Annotated in this window: 16 protein-coding genes and 1 tRNA gene; 9 read left to right on the top strand and 8 right to left on the bottom strand. The window is 64.0% G+C overall.

The window, feature by feature from the left end; all coding sequences use genetic code 11:
- Nucleotides 1-218: 218 nt before the first annotated feature.
- The 3 genes from BJ6T_RS24415 to BJ6T_RS24405 all read left to right on the top strand — a co-directional run bounded on the left by BJ6T_RS24415 (nt 219) and on the right by BJ6T_RS24405 (nt 4,103).
- Complete coding sequence (locus BJ6T_RS24415) at nt 219-815, top strand: hypothetical protein (protein WP_014495156.1); 597 nt, start codon at nt 219-221, stop codon at nt 813-815.
- Between the two features lie 214 nt (nt 816-1,029).
- Complete coding sequence (locus tag BJ6T_RS24410; protein WP_014495155.1) at nt 1,030-3,699, top strand: glycosyltransferase; 2,670 nt, start codon at nt 1,030-1,032, stop codon at nt 3,697-3,699.
- A gap of 328 nt (nt 3,700-4,027) precedes the next feature.
- A tRNA-Lys gene (locus BJ6T_RS24405) sits at nt 4,028-4,103 on the top strand.
- Between the two features lie 70 nt (nt 4,104-4,173).
- Here the strand turns inward: BJ6T_RS24405 and BJ6T_RS24400 are convergent.
- The 3 genes from BJ6T_RS24400 to BJ6T_RS24390 form a co-directional block, all read right to left on the bottom strand.
- Nucleotides 4,174-4,371 carry a hypothetical protein gene (locus BJ6T_RS24400; protein ID WP_028169495.1) on the bottom strand — a complete coding sequence of 66 codons (198 nt, stop codon included), beginning with the start codon at nt 4,369-4,371 and terminating at the stop codon, nt 4,174-4,176.
- Between the two features lie 613 nt (nt 4,372-4,984).
- The gene (locus BJ6T_RS47385) at nt 4,985-5,443 is read right to left on the bottom strand and encodes a hypothetical protein (RefSeq protein ID WP_014495154.1); all 459 of its coding nucleotides are present in this window, start codon (nt 5,441-5,443) and stop codon (nt 4,985-4,987) included.
- Between the two features lie 191 nt (nt 5,444-5,634).
- Nucleotides 5,635-6,303, bottom strand: coding sequence for a hypothetical protein (locus tag BJ6T_RS24390; protein ID WP_014495153.1), 669 nt, complete (start codon nt 6,301-6,303; stop codon nt 5,635-5,637).
- A gap of 179 nt (nt 6,304-6,482) precedes the next feature.
- Here BJ6T_RS24390 and BJ6T_RS24385 point away from each other — a divergent pair, with 179 nt between their 5' ends.
- Nucleotides 6,483-6,701, top strand: coding sequence for a hypothetical protein (locus tag BJ6T_RS24385; protein ID WP_014495152.1), 219 nt, complete (start codon nt 6,483-6,485; stop codon nt 6,699-6,701).
- Nucleotides 6,702-6,740: 39 nt separating this feature from the next.
- Here BJ6T_RS24385 and BJ6T_RS45875 read toward each other — a convergent pair whose 3' ends face one another.
- On the bottom strand, nt 6,741-7,109 hold the full coding sequence (locus BJ6T_RS45875; RefSeq protein ID WP_014495151.1) for a hypothetical protein: 369 nt from the start codon (nt 7,107-7,109) through the stop codon (nt 6,741-6,743).
- Between the two features lie 217 nt (nt 7,110-7,326).
- Between BJ6T_RS45875 and BJ6T_RS47380 the strand changes: the two genes are divergently transcribed.
- Both BJ6T_RS47380 and BJ6T_RS24375 read left to right on the top strand, forming a co-directional pair.
- A complete protein-coding gene (locus BJ6T_RS47380; RefSeq protein WP_167541702.1) occupies nt 7,327-7,497 on the top strand; it encodes a hypothetical protein in 171 nt (56 codons plus the stop codon).
- A gap of 678 nt (nt 7,498-8,175) precedes the next feature.
- Nucleotides 8,176-8,418 carry a hypothetical protein gene (locus BJ6T_RS24375; RefSeq protein WP_014495148.1) on the top strand — a complete coding sequence of 81 codons (243 nt, stop codon included), beginning with the start codon at nt 8,176-8,178 and terminating at the stop codon, nt 8,416-8,418.
- 133 nt (nt 8,419-8,551) lie between these two features.
- On the opposite strand, the gene BJ6T_RS24370 is transcribed toward BJ6T_RS24375, so the two are convergent.
- Nucleotides 8,552-8,944: an NUDIX hydrolase gene (locus BJ6T_RS24370; RefSeq protein ID WP_014495147.1), complete on the bottom strand. Its 393-nt coding sequence runs from the start codon at nt 8,942-8,944 to the stop codon at nt 8,552-8,554.
- A 97-nt stretch (nt 8,945-9,041) separates the two neighbouring features.
- Nucleotides 9,042-10,121 carry an AI-2E family transporter gene (locus tag BJ6T_RS24365; protein ID WP_232208432.1) on the bottom strand — a complete coding sequence of 360 codons (1,080 nt, stop codon included), beginning with the start codon at nt 10,119-10,121 and terminating at the stop codon, nt 9,042-9,044.
- Nucleotides 10,122-10,550: 429 nt separating this feature from the next.
- On the opposite strand from BJ6T_RS24365, the gene BJ6T_RS24360 reads away from it, so the two are divergent.
- Together BJ6T_RS24360 and BJ6T_RS24355 are read left to right on the top strand one after the other, a co-directional pair.
- Nucleotides 10,551-10,778, top strand: coding sequence for a hypothetical protein (locus tag BJ6T_RS24360; RefSeq protein ID WP_014495145.1), 228 nt, complete (start codon nt 10,551-10,553; stop codon nt 10,776-10,778).
- Between the two features lie 767 nt (nt 10,779-11,545).
- Nucleotides 11,546-13,591 (top strand): acetoacetate--CoA ligase, encoded by a 2,046-nt coding sequence (locus BJ6T_RS24355; protein ID WP_014495144.1) that lies wholly within the window; start codon nt 11,546-11,548, stop codon nt 13,589-13,591.
- 6 nt (nt 13,592-13,597) lie between these two features.
- Here the strand turns inward: BJ6T_RS24355 and BJ6T_RS24350 are convergent, their stop codons facing one another.
- Complete coding sequence (locus BJ6T_RS24350; RefSeq protein ID WP_014495143.1) at nt 13,598-13,810, bottom strand: hypothetical protein; 213 nt, start codon at nt 13,808-13,810, stop codon at nt 13,598-13,600.
- Nucleotides 13,811-14,017: 207 nt separating this feature from the next.
- Here BJ6T_RS24350 and BJ6T_RS24345 point away from each other — a divergent pair, with 207 nt between their 5' ends.
- Nucleotides 14,018-14,320 carry a hypothetical protein gene (locus BJ6T_RS24345; protein ID WP_014495142.1) on the top strand — a complete coding sequence of 101 codons (303 nt, stop codon included), beginning with the start codon at nt 14,018-14,020 and terminating at the stop codon, nt 14,318-14,320.
- Between the two features lie 5 nt (nt 14,321-14,325).
- Here the strand turns inward: BJ6T_RS24345 and BJ6T_RS24340 are convergent, their stop codons facing one another.
- Nucleotides 14,326-14,559, bottom strand: coding sequence for a hypothetical protein (locus tag BJ6T_RS24340; protein ID WP_039156921.1), 234 nt, complete (start codon nt 14,557-14,559; stop codon nt 14,326-14,328).
- Nucleotides 14,560-14,800: the final 241 nt, after the last annotated feature.

Below are 14,800 nucleotides of genomic sequence, written 5' to 3'. Positions count from 1 at the left end.
CAAGGGGTGTGTCCGAGATGGATCCTTCCCTCCCCCGAGGAATTTACCTGCGGCCGTTCGACAGAGGCCTAGGATCGTGACTTTGCTGGACAAAATTTCAAATTCAGGTCATGGACTCGGCAGGACTTTGCCGCCGCATTGGGGACCCATTTGGACGCCATCACCGGCGAGTCCGCGAGGTCCTGGCGCGGGCGGTCAGCTGATATATTGGGGAATTCATGCGGCAACGGGTGTTCGAGTTACGAAATGCGGTCCTGCGGCAGTTCGCCGCCACCTTGGCCGTCTCCTCCCTGGTCGTGATGGTCGGTCTCGGTGGCGCCTCCGCCCAGAGCGGCACGCCTGCCCCGGACCAGGGCAAGGCGGCTGCCCAGCCCGCCGATGCCGCCGCCAAGGACGCCGCCCAGAACCAGCGCCGCACCGACGAGTTCGCCGAAGCAGCCCAGGTCATCAACGGCCCGGCCGGCAACCCCGAATGCGTCTGGCTCGGCCGGCGCGTGGTGCGGCTGATGTGGCGCGACGACCTCGATACCGCGTTCCGCCATCTCGACCTCTACGACCGCTTCGGCTGCCCCGGCGGCCACATCCAGGCGGCTTTCCGCTGCCTGACCCGCTTTGGCGGCCAGATCGATCCCAAGGTCGCCGAGACCCTGGACAGCCGCGTGCACGCCTGCTGGATCAACCCGGCATCCCAGCCGCAGCAGGCGGCAGCCAGCGCCGCCCAGACGGCGGCGCCAACCACGGGCAATTCGCAGGCCCCGCAGCCGGCCGCGAGCCCCGCGCCTGCGGCAAGCCCGACGCCGGCGCCCTCGAAATAGCCGCGATTGTTTCAGCCGCCGTTCAGGAACGATCGGCGATAGAAGCGGTTGGCACTGCCGCACATTCCGAAACTGTCATGCCCTCATACGGTCATGAGGCCATGACAGTTGTGAAACCGTCCGGCAGAGGTATGCTCCATTTGCCGCGGACTCGGTCGGATCTCGGGGTCGGATCCGCTTCCCTGCCACCTCAGCCCCTTTTGGTTTAGCCGCGATGCGCGTTGTCGCCGCCGTTCTGTTGCTTGTGTCCGCGCTTCACGCCGGCATCTGGGGAGTCATGCGGGACAGGGAACCCGCGCCCGACTTCAAGGGCCTCCTGCCCAGCGTCTCCTACGCCCCGTTCGAAGGCGCGGCCCATCCCGACATCGACAATATCCCGACCGTCGAGAAAATCCGCGCCGACCTGAAGACGCTGTCGACGATGACGCGCGCGATCCGTCTCTATTCGTCCACGGGCGGCGTCGAGCTGGTGCCGCCGATCGCGGCCGAGTTCGGCCTGAAGGTCACGGTCGGCGCCTGGATCGACAAGGACAAGGATCGCAACGAGCGCGAGATCAAGGCCGCCATCGAGCTCGCCCGCAAGAACAGCAACGTCGTCGGCGTCGTGGTCGGCAACGAGGTGATCTACCGCGGCGAGCAGAAGGTCGAAGACCTCATCGACATGATCAAGAAGGTCAAGGGCTCGGTCCGCGTGCCCGTCACGACCGGCGAGATCTGGAACATCTGGCGCGACAATCCCGACCTTGCCTCCAATGTCGACTTCATCGCCGCCCACGTGCTGCCCTATTGGGAAAACTTCCGCTCGGACCAGGCGGTCGACCAGGCCGTCGACCGCTACAACCTGCTGCGCAATCTGTTCCCCGGCAAGCGCATCGTGATCGCCGAATTCGGCTGGCCGAGCCAGGGCTACAACCTGCGCAACGCCGACCCCGGCCCGTTCCAGCAGGCGCTGACCCTGCGCAACTTCGTCAGCCGCGCCGAAGCCATCGGCATGGAATACAACATCGTCGAAGCCATCGATCAGCCCTGGAAGTATTTCGAGGGCGGCGTCGGCCCGTACTGGGGCATCCTCAACGCCAGCCGCGAGCCGAAATTCGCCTGGACCGGCCCGGTCGAGAATCCCGACTACTGGAAGCTGATGGGAATTGCGCTGCTGGTCGGCATCCTCCTGTCGCTGCCGATCCTGCGGCTGGAGCAGCCGACCGCCAGGCAGGCATTCCTGCTGTCGGCGACCGCCAACGGCGTCGGCGCCTGGGCCGCGACCGTGTTCGCGTTCTGGAACGACCACTATTTCATCTTCGGCTCGGCCTTCGCGCTCACGCTCGGCATGATCCTGCTTGTTCCCCTTGTCCTCATCGCGATGGCGCGCGTCGACGAGATCGCGGCGGTGGCCTTGGGCCGGCCGCCGCAGCGGCTGCTCTCCAAGAGCAAGCCGGTCGAGAACGTTCCGGAAAATTACTATCCGAAGGTCTCGATCCACATCCCCGCTTATTTCGAGCCGGTCGAGATGCTGAAGCAGACGCTCGATGCGCTGTCGCGGCTGAACTATCCGAACTATGAATGCGTCGTCATCATCAACAACACGCCTGATCCCGCGTTCTGGCAGCCGATCCAGGACCATTGCCGCGCGCTCGGTGAACGCTTCAAGTTCATCAACGCGGAAAAGGTGCAGGGCTTCAAGGCCGGCGCGCTGCGGATCGCGATGGACCGCACCGCCGTCGATGCCGAGATCATCGGCATCCTCGATGCCGACTATGCCGTCGATCCCGACTGGCTGAAGGACCTCGTGCCCGCTTTCGCCGACCCGCGCGTCGGCCTCGTGCAGGCGCCGCAGGAGCATCGCGACGGCGACCTGTCGATCATGCACTACATCATGAACGGCGAGTATGCGGGCTTCTTCGACATCGGCATGGTCCAGCGCAACGAGGCCAACGCCATCATCGTACACGGCACGATGTGCCTGATCCGCCGCGCCGCGATGGACATGGCCGGCGGCTGGTCATCCGACACGATCTGCGAGGATAGCGATCTCGGCCTTGCGATCCAGGAGCTCGGCTGGACCACCCACTACACCAATCACCGCTACGGCCAGGGCCTGCTCCCCGACACCTACGAGGCCTTCAAGAAGCAGCGTCACCGCTGGGCCTATGGCGGCCTCCAGATCGTGAAGAAGCACTGGCGGCACTTCCTGCCCGGCCGCAGCCGGCTGACGCCCGACCAGAAGCGCGAATATGGCTTGGGCTGGCTGAACTGGCTCGGCGCCGAGAGCCTCGGCGTGGTGGTCGCGCTGCTCAACCTCATCTGGGTGCCGATCGTCGCCTTCGCCGACATCGCCATCCCCGACAAGATCCTGACCTTGCCGATCATCGGCGCCTTCGTCGTCTCGCTCGCGCACTTCCTGTCGATGTACCGCGCACGCGTCGCGATCAAACCCGGCCAGATGATGGGCGCCATGATCGCGGCGATGAGCGTGCAATGGACGGTGTCGCGCGCGGTGGCACAAGGTCTCATCACCGAGCACATCGCGTTCGCGCGCACCTCCAAGGGCGGCCTGTCCAGAATGTCGATCGAGTTCCAGGCATTCTGGGAGGCCGTGATCGGCACCCTGCTGGTGATCGGCGCCGGCGTGCTGATCGCCTCCAACAGCTATCGCCAGATCACCGAGATCTACATCTTCGCCGGCGTCCTGGTGCTGCAAAGCCTGCCGTTCCTGGCCGCGGTCGCGATCGCGATCCTCGAGCTCAGCCGCATCAACTCGTTCCAGTTCTGGCGCGACAGCGCGATCCGCACCGCCGAACTGATCGGCCTGCGCCCGGTTGCGCTGCCGACCCCCGCCGGCACGCCGCAGCCGGTGCCGAGCGAGGTGCGGCGGGAGGCGAACTGACGGGCCGAACGGTCTCGCGGCGCCGGTGAAACTTCCGCGCCGGCAAGCCACCGGCGCTGTTCGGCGTGGATAGCGGGCCGCCAATCGGGTTGAAAATTCCGGCCTAAGCGGCGGAAAGCGCGAGCGAATCCCCTACGCCGCCAGGAGTTTGGGCCGCCACTCGCGCTATTGACCTCAGCGCCCCATCCCCCTACACAGCGCGGGCCGAAAGCATGATCCGGAAACAGCCGGTTTTTCCCCGCGACGCCAGTTGAGGCAGCGGCAAGACATGCTTCTCGAATGTCCGAAGACGATGGCGATCGATCTTGAAAGCCATCAGCGGCCATGGGAGCGCGTAGCTCAGCCGGTAGAGCACGTGACTTTTAATCACGGGGTCCTGGGTTCGAGCCCCAGCGCGCTCACCAAGCCAAATCAAAGACTTAACTGAACAAGCGACCCACCGGAATCATCGTTGTACGGATGAGGAGCGGATAATCAGCGCCACATCGTTGGTGGGTTCAGGGCCTTGCGACCTGCCGCTTTCAACGCGTCGGTTGAGCGGTGCCCATGCGCCGCGGCATCGAGCAGCTTCGAGGCGACGTACGCTCTGGCGCCGGTCTCGCTTACAGGAATATTTTCGCAAACTTCGTCGAGCACCGCCCTGAGCAGCGCAGTCATTTCAGCATCAAACACGCCGAACTCCCGAAATTGAGAGGATGCTGAACGCTGCACAAGCGGAATATGTTCGCTTGGCAGCGTTCGCCGCGTATTCCGGTCTGGGCTCTGAAATCCCAGCGCCGGCCAAATTGGCACCTGTCTGTCAAAGTAATGTGACAGCTTCCCCGACCGCGTCAACGCGTGAACCGGCGGCCTGAAACCCTCGGAGATTTCGTGCGTAAAATCTCTATCCGAGATTTTTGCTAGTTCCCATCTCGGGGCTGGAAATGAACACCGCCGCCGGGACAATGTATTAGAGCCCGGCGGCGTATTTGTTGGTGCCCTGCGTGGTGTGAACCGGCGAGCCCTGGTGGTCGCTACCGCCTCAGCCGCCGTGGTGTGTCATCAGATGCCGGCGCTTCCAGGCGCCAACGCCCGGCCTCGACGCGCCTCCCTCATGGAACGAAGGCCGGCGAGGCTGCCATCGAGCATCCCGTCAAAGCCTATGCCGTGACGACGGCAATAGCCGGCCAATTCTTGTGAAGCGCAGAAGCCTGGTGCGTGCGGAGCCGGCTCCTGAGTCGCGGTGGCTCAAGGGCTACGAGTGTTGGTCCGCGGGTTTGCAACCTTGGGGAAAACGCTCCCTAGGTCAGTCGGACTGCATTTTTCGAATCAGCCAGATGTGCGCGCGTTCGCGCGTGATCTTGCTGGGGGTACGCGTGAGCCAGTTTCTGTCCGTGCTGCTATTGCTGACGACATTGACGCTGACGGTGTGTTTCGGCGTGGCGGCCTGGCGCCAGTCGGCCGGCAGAGATGTCGATATCACCGCCACCATTTCACATCGGGACACCGGCTGGAGGTCGGAACGGAGCAACTGAGGCCCTTCCGCTCGCTCTTGCGAGAGAGTTTTGAAGTCATCGTTGGCGCGCGCCAGATCGATTGGGATGCCCCCCGGGCTTGATCTCGAAAATGCATCGGGGCGCAGCAGCCCTGTTGCGGCCTCCAAGTCGAGCGGCCCCTCACGGATAACACCTCGGTGAATGAAACCGTTCGCCGCATCACGCGAAGCACTCAGGAAACAATCCGGGTCCAGTGTCCTCTCACCCACGAGGGGATCTCAAAATGATTATTCTCAAGGTCTCTGCTGTTGTTCTTGGCGCTGCCATCCTTTTCACGATGTACTCAGGCGACCTGGGCGCCGACGTCGTGCTCGCCATCGTGTCCTGCTTGGCATGACAAGAGGACCGGCCAGCGTGAACTCGAAGGCCGGTAATGCCAACTGCTTCGCTTGACCAATCGTCAGCTTTCCGGAGTTGAAACCGTAGCCGGCACACTCAGCGGAGCGCCCCCAACCGAAACCGGCCCGACGGACTTCGACTGCCGGACCATCCGCTTGCGCATCGCAGCGGACAATCCATAGCGCGCATTCGCTTTTCGGATCGAGGACGTGACGTCCGACATCATTGCATTTTGCAGCGCATCGACCTTCGCGATGAGCGTGGACAGCTGCGAAGAAATCTTCCTCACATCGACCCGTTCGTCCGTGATGCTCTGTCGCAGCGACAGCAGCACCATTGAATCCTGCTGCAGCAGAGCGGCATTTTGCTGCAAGGCGTGGTTGCTCTCCTGCAGCGAAGCCGTGTGTTGCTGCTGGGCCGACTGAATGTCCTTCAAGGCAGCGGCAACCGGATCCGCCTTTGGCGCGGAAGCTTCCCGGCGCGGAAGCAGTTCAGCCAGACTGCCGACACTCAGCGACGGAAGATCAGCCGGCAATGTATAGATCGCCGCCGCGCCATTGATGGCCAAGGCGCACACCGACAGTGCCAGGACCGATTTCCGGCTGGACTGCTTGGCCGGTGCCGGAGCTTCCGGGGCAGCAGGTTCGAGTGCTGCGACTGCGAGCGCGAGCGCCGCGGGGTCGAGTTGTTCGACGAGGCCTGGCGCCTCGGATGTCGTGGTCATGTCCATTGACCTCAAATGAGCGAGCAACAGGAAGCCGACGCCGGAACGTCCTCGCGACGGCTCCTCTACGCAGCACCCACCTACAACTGCCTAAAATTGTGAGCATTTTGGATTAATTCCACGTTAGCGACGTGGCCGACCGAGACGCCTGGAGGTGTAAGATTCACGAGAACCGGAGGAACGGCATGTTTGAAATCAGCGGTTTCGACACAGCAGGCGTCGTCGGCCTCAAGCGGCTGTCACTCGCGGCCGCCCTCAAGAAGGCCAGGGAGCTTGTCGAAGACGGGGGCTGGGACGCTCAGGTCGTCGATCCGACCTGGCGCGTGCACACCCCGCTTGAGGCGCAGGCCGCCTGGTCGTGGCGCTGGGCCGGCTCCGCAGCTGCCTCATCAAGAGCTCGCTGATCAGCAGCAAGCTCGGCCTTGCGCGTGACGGCCCGTCTCTCAATAGCGCCGATAGTAATTCTCTGGCCGGTCCTGGAATTGCAGTGGAACTGTGCCGTTGGGGTAGCAGACACCGTCGCGGATATCGACGTCAGCGCCGTGGCCGCATGGCACCGGACGCCGGCGCATTCCGTAGTAAGGCCGCGGGCCCTGATAGTACCCCTGCAGCGCCGCCTGGTCTTCGGGACGGAGATAGCCGTTGGGATAGCACATCCCGTCGCGGGCGCTCAGATCCCAATGATGGCCGCACGGAGGTGGATGCCTCGGCACGCCGCGATACTGCACCTCGAGCGGGCGTTCGACAGCTGCGGCAGGCGCCGTTGCACCGCCATGAAGAGCAAGGATTGTCGCGATAGTGGTGATCAACATCGAAGCGGTCCTCCAAGGCAACAAGATAGACAAGCCCTCTGAATGACGCCTGAACGAGACGGGAGCGCCACGACCATCCGGGTCGGCCGATGGCACGATGGCGGCCCACCGCGCTGCACCGGAACTGCAGCTGTCTGCAGTTCCAAGCGCCTTGCCACAAAAGCCGGGAGACAACGCCCTCGAAAGGTGTAAGATTCAGGAAAACCGGAGGAACGGCATGTTTGAAATCAGCGGTTTCGACACGGCAGGCGTCGTCAGCCTCAAGCGGCTGTCACTCGCGGCCGCCCTCAAGAAGGCCAGAGAGCTCGTCGAAGACGGGTGCTGGGACGTTCAGATCGTCGATCCGGCTGGGCAGGTCTACACCTCGTTCGAGGAGCAAGCCGCTTAGTCGCCCCGCCCGCCTTCGGGATTTTTCAGAAAGCACCCGCCCCTCCGATCACGCTTCGCGACCCGTGGCCGTGACCGCGATCGAAATGAAAACCCCAGCGCCTCTGAGGGAGCGCTGGGGCGTTTTCAAAATATAAATTGGTTAAGCAATGAGGCCTTCATAGCACCGGTCTCGAAGCGCGAGTGTGAACTGGTTCACACGGCTCCGCCGATCTTCGCGCACCACGCCCGGGTGTGGCTATCCGCCTCGGCCGACGTTGGACGAGGCGTTGTTGAGCCAGCGCGCCGTTGCTTCATCGCTCCAGCCGGGGACTGCGAAGCGCGCACGAGGATTCACTTCCGTGCCGAAACGATCGACCGGAGGATGGCGTGTCGCAGGATTGTGCGCACGAGCGTGGTGCGCGGCGTCTGCAGACGTGCACAAGACGACCAAAAGGCCCAGGGCCACAACTAGACGCATCGTATCGGCTCCAATCGACTCCGCTGCCGCTCATGTAGTACGCCGACCGTCCCACCGCGATCTGACGCGGCTTCACAGCTAGGAGAGCGAAGCGCGAACGCGACGCTCTTGCGATGGAGCGAACCGCCGCTCAACTCCCGCGCGCCGCACCGTTGCCAACCAATTCGTTTGGGAGCACGCTCTCCCCAGGCGCTTAAGACGCCGCACGGGGAGAACCACATGAAGGAACCGGGCCTGGACGGTCGCCATCGGGACAAGGATGGCGCGATCAGCAAGAAGCACGGCAACACGCTGGTCGGTACGTTGCGCAAGATCTACGGAAAGGGATTTGCGGCCGGTTATCCCGATGCGACTCCGCTCAGCGAGGTCTTGCATCAATTGAACGAGACCTCGCTGAGCCAGTTGCGTCGCGATCACGACACCGGGCATCTCGGGCACAAGATCGACCACGCCTCGAAGTGAATGGACTTCGCTTGGCCGATCTCACTTGGCCGACGTCAGGTCGTCGAAACCGACTCCGCCGACAGCCTCTCGGGCTCGTGTTCTGGACGGGCGATTTGTCGCACCGGCGCCGCGAAGACGCGGCCGCCCCTGCTCACTGGCGCCGCGGCTTGCTCGGAAACAGCCGATCGCGGATGTAGCGCGAAGTCGGCGTCAGGCGGATGCCGCGCGGCTTCTGCCAGGCGGCGCGGTCGATCTCCTTCTTGTCGCCGATCTCGAGCCTGCCCTTGGCGCCCTTGGCGATGAAGATCGCGTCGCTCATCTTGCGACCGGAGCGCTTATTCCTGGCCGTCACTTCCTTCCACAGGCTGATCCGGCCGAGCTTCAGCTTGGGCAGCTCCTCCTTGATCTCCCGCCGCAGGCAGTCCTTGTCGGACTCGCGCGAACGCTTGCGGCCGCCCGGGAACATCCACAGGCCGTCCGACCGCCGTCTGACCAACAATACCTTGCCGCGCTTTGCGGCAACCAGCTTGGAAGCCTTCGCCATTTCTGCCGTAGATCGAAAACAGAATCGCCGTATCGTAACTTGTCTAGTCGAATAGACAAGTTCGCGGGGCGCTTTGACCACAGCCCGTGCGAGCAGCTCAGCTTTCGCCCGCCGCCGCCCGGTCCTCGGTCCTGATCCAGGCCATCATCATCTCCCAGGCCACCGACAGGATGATCGGCCCGATGAACAGGCCGACGATGCCATGGGCGAGCGTGCCGCCGATCACGCCGACGAAGATCACGATGGTGGGCGTGGTGAGGCCGCGCCCCATCACCAGCGGCTTCAACATGGTGTCGATGAAGCCGACGAGGACGAGAAACACGGTGAGCAGCAGCGCCGTGGTGACGTCCTTGGCGGTCCAGATCCAGATGATCACCGGCAGCAGCACGAGGAAGGCGCCGATCTGAACGATCGAGAGCAGCAGCACGATGAAGGCGAGCAGGCCCGCGCTCGGCACGGCGGCGAGCTTGAAGCCGATGCCGGCGAGCAGCGCCTGCACGATCGCGACGCCGATCACGCCTTGCGCCACGGCGCGGATGGTCGCGCCCGCAAGCTCCAGGAAATGCTCGCTCTGCTCGGGCACGATCCGGAACAGGAAGCCGCGGCCGGCCGCAACCAGCCGCGGCCCGTGCGGAAACAGGAAACCGGCGACGAACACCGAGACCAGAAACTGGAGCGTGCCGAGGCTCGCATCGCCCGCAAGCGACAACAAGGGCCCCGCCAGCGGCTGGAGATAGGGCGCGACCTCGCGCAGCACCGCACGGATGTTGTTGTAGGCCTGATCCCAGAGATCGTAGAGCCAAGGGCCGACCACCGGCCACGACTTGAGCTGCTCTGGCGCCGACTGCAGCGCGAGGTCGCCGGTGCCGAGCTGCTTCGCCAACTCGCGCGCACCGTCCACCGCGCTGAGGCCGAGCCAGGTCGCCGGGCCGATGACGATGCCGAGCGTGATCAGGGTGAGGATCGCGGCCGCGGTCTTCGGGCGGCCGCCGAGGATCTTGGCGACCCAGCTGAAGGCCGGATAGAACGCGACCGCGAGCACGGCGCTCCAGGCCAGGATCGGCACGAACGGGCGGATGATCAGGAAGGTCCAGATGATCAGCAGGCCAAGCAGAACGACCCGGATCAGGAGCTGGATGATGTCCTCTCCCGTCAGGAGCTGACGGAGACTTTTCACGGGCACGCCTTTCCTTGCGGCATTGACGCGGGTTCCGGCACTTGCGCGGCAAAGCGTTATTGCCAGCCGCGCATCCGCCGTCAAGACGACCGGACCCGCGGCGGCCCCGGGATTTAAGGAACGCTTCGGCCCGAAGCGCACCGCAAGGAGCCCGATCGCCGCACCAGCATTCATCGCGGCATACACTATGCGCTCGAGCCAAGCGCCGCGCCGGGCTTTTGGCACTTGTGCGATCCACGACAAGAACCGGTCCGGCCGGGTGCAAGGCCAGCTGCCGCCGCGCGCTGTCAGGCGGGTGCGCCGAGGGCCGCACGCTTGCACGCGGGGGTTGGCTAACGACAATTAACCGGATTTCCACGCGCCGGTTTACGCGGCTGCAAAGGCTCGCACCTACGCTTCCCACAACGCATCCAAGAACATCGACGTGCAATGGCCAACAGCATCTGGACGACCGAAGAATTCACCTGCGCGGGTTGCAGCATGAACTACACCGCGACACGGGAAGAGCACAGCGAAGCCCACACCGGCAGCTTCAAATGCAGCATCTGCAGCGGCGTGGTGCACAGCTGGTCCGGCAAGCACCACTTCTTCGGCTGGTCGGCGGTGAAGACAAAGCCGCCGGTGTTCGGGAGACGATGGGCGGGAGTGGGTTGGTAGGCCGAGGCAAGGGTTTTCACTGCCGTCGACCGGATGGAGCGAAGCGAAATCCGGGACCAGTGTCGCTCCATTGCACGAACCCCGGATTGCGCTTCGCTCCATCCGGGCTACGAAACCCCATTGCCACTCTCGCCGTCATTGCGAGGAGCTCTTGCGACGAAGCAATCCAGAGCTTCTCCGCGGAAAGATTCTGGATTGCTTCGCTACGCTCGCAATGACGATGTTGAAGCAACGACGCAGAATGCATCGACGGAGTTCGCAGTGACACCTTGCCCGTCGTCGGGCAAAACACTTCACGCAAAATTCCCAATGCGATTGTCAGCCCGTTGCGGCGGAAATAGCGATCCTTTGATCGTGGCAACTGCTACGGCATAAAAAACCCGCGGCAGGTTTTCCCGCGCGGGTGTTACGAATTTCCGATGATGCCACTCTGCCAGTGTTTTGCCCGACGTGTCAAATCCGGACGAGGCGATGCGTCGCGCCGTCGAGATATCGGTAGGTGTTCGCGTTGGACAAGTCCGAGAAGGACCTGCTTGGCACCAACTGAAAATGACGAATGCATTCAATACCCCCGCTACTGTGTATGGGGTTGTTTTTCAGCTTTTGCTTTGAGGGCGTTTGAACGCCGGCTTCAGCGCCGGCCGCTTGGCATCGGGCCGGGATCGGCGGCGAGCGTTTTGCCGTGACGCAGGGATGAGGAACTGACGCTTCTGCTACGCCGAGACACCGGATAAACTCCCCCTCCCCGCAACAGAAGCCGACACGCAATGACCGCTCCCTTCGTTCCGCAGATCGCCCTCTACCGCAACTGGCTCGCCGAGCAGCGTGGCCTTTCCTTCGCGAATTACGAGGAGATGCGGCAGTGGTCGGTGCGCGATCTCGACGGCTTCTGGCGCAGCATCTGGGACTATTACGATCTGCAATCGCCGACGCCGTTTGCGGCCGTGATCACCGAGCGCAAGATGCCGGGCGCGGTGTGGTTCCCCGGCGCGCAGGTCAACTATGCGCGGCAGGTGTTTCGGCATGTCGAGGCCGCCGACGCCGCCGGCCTGCCCGCGATCGTCAGTAGCGGCGAGGACGGCAAGCTCAACGAAACGAGCTGGCCGGAGCTGCGTCGCAAGGCGGCGGCGCTCGCGCTGCATCTGGAGGACAAGGGCATCAAGCCCGGCGACCGGATCGCGGCCTACCTGCCCAACATCCCCGAAACCATCATCGCGTTTCTGGCGAGCGCCAGCATCGGCGCGGTCTGGAGCGTCTGTGCGCCCGACATGGCTGCGCCCGCCGTGATCGACCGCTTCAAGCAGATCGAGCCGAAGGTGCTGATCGCCTGCGATGCCGTCACCTATGCCGGCCGCCGGCATGATCGCAAGGACGTCGTCGCGGAGCTGCGGCGATCGCTGCCGACGGTTGAGCACGTCATCCTGCACAGCGAGGCTGCGCCCACAGCACCGGACGCCCGGCTCGCCGACATCGTCGCAAGGACAGGCGCCGCGATCGACGCGTTCGAGCCGGCCTGGCTGCCGTTCGATCATCCGCTCTGGATCGTGTATTCCAGCGGCACCACCGGCCTGCCGAAACCGATCGTGCACGGCCATGGCGGGATCGTCATCGTGGTGCTGGCGCTGCTGGGCCTGCACAACGACCTCGGCTGCTCCTACCACGAGAACTCGTTCGGCGAGCGCTATCACTGGTACTCTTCGACCGGCTGGATCATGTGGAATTCTCAGGTCGGCGGCCTGCTCAGCGGCACCACCTGCTGCATCTTCGACGGCAGCCCGGGCGGCACCAGGGACAAGCCGGACTGGACCACGCTGTGGCGGTTCGTGGCACAGTCGAAAGCGACCTTCTTCGGCGCCGGCGCGGCGTTCTTCGCCAACTGCGCCAAGGCCGAGATCGATCTCACTGCGGCCGGCGATCTGTCGCGGCTGCGTTGCCTCGGCTCGACCGGCTCGCCGCTCAGCGCCGATACGCAAGCCTGGTTCAACGCTCGCTTCGCGGCGTTGTCGAAAATCAACGGCAGCAAGGCGCATGCCGACATCTGGTGGGCGAACATCTCCGGCGGCACCGATTTTGCCGGCGCCTTCATCGGCGGCAACCGCGAATTGCCGCAGACTCCGGGTGCGATGCAATGCCGCCTGCTCGGCGCGGCGGTCGAAGCCTTCAGCGAGCAGGGCCGCGCCGTCATCGACGAGGTCGGCGAGCTCGTCTGTACCGAGCCGATGCCCTCGATGCCGCTCCGTTTCTGGAACGACAAGGGCGATGCGCGCTATCGCTCCAGCTATTTCGAGACCTATCCGGACAATTTCGACGGCAGCGGCCGCGGGCCGGTGTGGCGGCACGGCGACTGGCTCAAGGTCAATCCGGACGGCTCCTGCATCATCTATGGCCGCAGCGATGCGACCATCAACCGGCACGGCCTGCGCATGGGCACGAGCGAGCTCTATTCCGCGATCGAAGCGCTGCCGGAGGTGCTGGATAGCCTCGTCGTCGACCTCGAATATCTCGGCCGCGACAGCTACATGCCGCTGTTCGTGGTGCTGCGTGAGGGCACCGCCTTCGACGCCGCGATGCAGGCCAAGATCAACAAGGCGATCGAGGCCGGCCTGTCCCGGCGATTCCTGCCGAACGAGATCTTTGCCGTCGCCGAGATCCCGCGCACGCTCTCGGGCAAGAAGCAGGAGCTGCCGATCAAGAAGCTGCTGCTCGGCCAGCCCGTCGAGAAGGTCATCAACAAGGAGGCGATGGCCAATCCCGCGTGCCTCGACTGGTATCTCGCCTTCGCCCGCGACTATCTCGCCCGAACCGCGGCGTAGCTTCGATCAACCGCCGCCGAAATTGGAGGGATCGAGATTCCTGTTCTCTGACGGCGGAATCGGCGGCTGCCCGGGAAATTTGTACCAGCCGGGCGGCACCGGCGCGTCCTCGGGCAGATGGACGGCGACGTGATGGCGCGGGCGGGGATGATGCGCCGGCGCGGCAGCCGCCGCGGCGCATGTTGCAATCAAGAGGACCAAAGCCAGCACAGACCGCATCGTACGTGCTCCAGGCGTCCACCCGGGCTCCCATGTGGTGCGGGAACCACGCCGGGACGATGCATCGCAACGTCACGATGTCTCACATCGGCGGCACCGCCGCCGCCAGGAGACGCCGGAGATCAACCCAATTGCGCCAATGGCGTTTGGATTCCGTTCACCGATCGCCGCTAGATCAGGATGGATCCTCCGCTACGAACAGCAGCTATGGCCGACCTCAACGCCGTCCTCACCAGGCTCAACGACCGTCTGCTCCGCCTCGAAGGCGAGCTGTTCGTGCTGCGCTCGCTGGCGCGCGCGACGCTGACGGCGGGCGACGATCATGCGGCGCGCATGCGCAAGCTGGTCGAGGCCGCAAAGGTCGCGCTCGACGACGAGGCCAAACGTGAGCTCGACAAACCGACGCGCAAATATGTCGATGCGGCAACCGCGCTGGTGGAGGAACTGCTGGTCGAGCCGACCCAGGCACGGCCGCTGTTCACCGTCATCGACGGCGGCCGGCGCGACTGAGCGCGTCAGATCGGACGTATCCCGCGGGCATCCGGAGACTGAGCCTTCAGCCGGCTGAGCCCCTCCTCGATGATCGCGATCTCCTCGTCGATCTTGCCGATCGGGAGGCTGAAATCATAGCCGGACCTGCTCTTCAGATCGACCGCGAGCCGCTGCCTGTGCATCATCAGCTCGTCGAGCCCGCGGCGGTTCCTCAGCCGCACATAGGCGTCCACGATCTGCTCAATTGCGCTCGGCATGAAATCGGTCCCGGCAAAAAAGCCCACGCGGCGCACCCACGCCTGCGGGACATTTTTGGTGTCGCGGTACGCAATACAAATCCGCGACGGATTCGTCGATACGACAGGCAGGTTGAGAACGCGTTACCGTTTGATGATTTCGTGATGGCGCCGGCATAAAAAGCCGCTGGCGATCACTCGCCAGCGGCCAAAGCCGGGTTCGAAAACGGATTCGGAATCAAATTTGGCCAGCCCCGGTTGG

This window comes from Bradyrhizobium japonicum USDA 6 (assembly GCF_000284375.1).
GTDB lineage: Bacteria > Pseudomonadota > Alphaproteobacteria > Rhizobiales > Xanthobacteraceae > Bradyrhizobium > Bradyrhizobium japonicum.
The sequence above is the reverse complement of the archived record's forward strand: the minus strand, read 5'-3'. Positions and strand labels throughout refer to the sequence as shown.